The sequence below is a fragment of the Pseudoalteromonas sp. NBT06-2 genome, assembly GCF_002276045.1.
Lineage (GTDB): Bacteria > Pseudomonadota > Gammaproteobacteria > Enterobacterales > Alteromonadaceae > Pseudoalteromonas.
In genome coordinates, this window is record NZ_NQMR01000316.1 from 1 (window position 1) to 2,081 (window position 2,081).

Consider the following 2,081-nt stretch of genomic DNA (forward strand, 5'->3'; position numbering starts at 1 on the left):
GGCGTAATCAAATAAGCCTCCGGTAATTTAACTTGTTTGGCACCTGAAATCTATATAGTAATTGTTCTAAAAAAACTATCTCCATTCAAAATTGTTATTAATGCATTAAATGCAAAGTTGGGATCTTTAATTAACTTTACATGCACAGAGTCACTATAAACAGCTCTTCGAGACTTTATATTAAAACGTTTACTCGAATTAATGATAGCTGCTCACACGCTTTTGAGGTTTATTTTTTTATCAATGGCACTTAAATCTTTAACACTCTTCTAAAGCGTAGTATTAATCTTCCTATACTTACTTGGTGTGATTCCATACCTTTTTTTAAATGCTTCTCTAAATGATGCTGCATCATTATAAGAAGCCATTAACTGAATTTTATTTAATTTGATTTGAGTAGATTTAAGATGTTTAGCTGCATAATCTAAACGAGCATTTTTATACATTTGGCTAAAAGATCCTTGATTTATTAAAACTTCATTTAGCTTTTTTTTACTTATAGATAACTCAGATAACAAAGAGTCCAAACAAATTTTATGACTTGCGTCATTTATTTCTTCATCACTAAAAACGCAAGTAAGATGTTTATGTATTTTATTTTCTATCATTACTAATATCTCTTTATTTTTATCTTCTAAAGAAATATTTTTAATTTGTTCAAAATTTTCTCTGTTATTTTGAAAGTATTTCCAATGGAATTGAATATTTTCAATGGTAAATTTTAAAGCTTCTTTTTTAATTTTAATTAAATCAAGATCAGCGTTTTCATCCAACTCTAATAAAAATATATCCAGCGCTTGTTGTTGTACGCTTTTACTAAAGACATTTTTTTTCTTTGCAATATATGCAGCAAATAAAACAGAAATGACAACAATCGTAGCTAAAACATGTAAAATCGAAATTAATAACGAATACATTTTCTACCTCATGTTAACTAAATTTGGCATAGGATTAACTAGTATTTTTAATCTGGTGTTTAATATAGATGGAAACAGTAAGGTTATAGCGAGCGCAACACTTAAATACATAATTGAAAATGAATAAAGCACGTTAAGTAATGGTGCTTCAACCCCTAAATCAAAAACAAATACTTTTAACCAAATAAATAGATGAAATATAGCCATTAAATTAAGTACATCTATTGAGCTATGCAATAAATCACTTTTAAAGCCACAAAATAAATTATGTAAAATATATAACAACTTCCCCACAAGAAAGTTTAAAACAGCAAACACTAAATATATAAACCTCAAATCTCCAATATGAATTATCTGAGATAGTTTAACAGCATGATCCGTTATGAAACTGCAAATTAAAAAATAAATTCCTATAAATGATATTGTTATGAAATGGCTTGCACTTTCTTTTTTGAAAATCATCAAATAACTAGAGTACAAAATAGCAAATGTAAAAATCACACTCAAAAGCGCGCCTAGTGTGAATGCTTCAGCATTTAAACTAGCTAGAAATGTTGATTCATACAATAAAATCAAACTTTCGTACATGACAACAACCCTAAATAGGAACAATAGGGCTGCTATGTTACTTTATGTAAATAAATATTTCTAATGTGTTAATCGGGTTTTATGAAAATTACTCCACCTGTGTTCATAATTCCCACTACCCATCCATCGATTTTTTTAATGATAGAAATTTCTTCTTTTGTTTTTTTATCTTTCACTGTCTCTTCGGCTAATGATAAATTAGAGCTAAGTAGCATACAAGTTGCCATTACAGCGATAATGTTTTTTGAGTTTTTCATGAGTTCTCCAATCAGTTTTTTATAATGAAATAATAGTATTAATAAATATTAACTTTTTAAGTGTGAATAGTTCAAAATCTATACATGTTAGATTGTTGACGTTTTATGTAAAAGCCTATCTAAGCAAAAAATGATCCACAAATATAAACCTTCAAACTTATCAAATGATGAAGTCATAGCGCGTTGGTATGAGTTATATCATGGTTGCATATTCGTGGACCGATATAGGGCAGGTGAAAAACTCAATTCAACCTATATGTTTAGGATTAATTAAATAGTACAAGAGTGGAGAATAAGGTTATATGACATCAGTTGGTTT

The 2,081-nt window shown here is 28.2% G+C and carries 3 protein-coding genes; all 3 read right to left on the reverse strand.

Annotation, left to right across the window (positions count from 1 at the left end; genetic code table 11):
- Positions 1–269 precede the first annotated feature (269 nt).
- Complete coding sequence (locus tag CJF42_RS25700; protein ID WP_095369329.1) at positions 270–917, reverse strand: helix-turn-helix domain-containing protein; 648 nt, start codon at positions 915–917, stop codon at positions 270–272.
- 3 nt (positions 918–920) lie between these two features.
- The gene (locus CJF42_RS25705) at positions 921–1,505 is read right to left on the reverse strand and encodes a hypothetical protein (RefSeq protein ID WP_095369330.1); all 585 of its coding nucleotides are present in this window, start codon (positions 1,503–1,505) and stop codon (positions 921–923) included.
- A 68-nt stretch (positions 1,506–1,573) separates the two neighbouring features.
- Positions 1,574–1,762, reverse strand: coding sequence for a hypothetical protein (locus tag CJF42_RS25710; RefSeq protein ID WP_095369331.1), 189 nt, complete (start codon positions 1,760–1,762; stop codon positions 1,574–1,576).
- Positions 1,763–2,081 lie beyond the last annotated feature (319 nt).

Excerpts from the sequence above, each read along its gene's own strand:
- CJF42_RS25700 (WP_095369329.1), bottom strand. The coding sequence starts at position 917 with ATGTATTCGTTATTAATTTCGATTTTACATGTTTTAGCTACGATTGTT.
- CJF42_RS25705 (WP_095369330.1), bottom strand. The coding sequence starts at position 1,505 with ATGTACGAAAGTTTGATTTTATTGTATGAATCAACATTTCTAGCTAGT.
- CJF42_RS25710 (WP_095369331.1), bottom strand. The coding sequence starts at position 1,762 with ATGAAAAACTCAAAAAACATTATCGCTGTAATGGCAACTTGTATGCTA.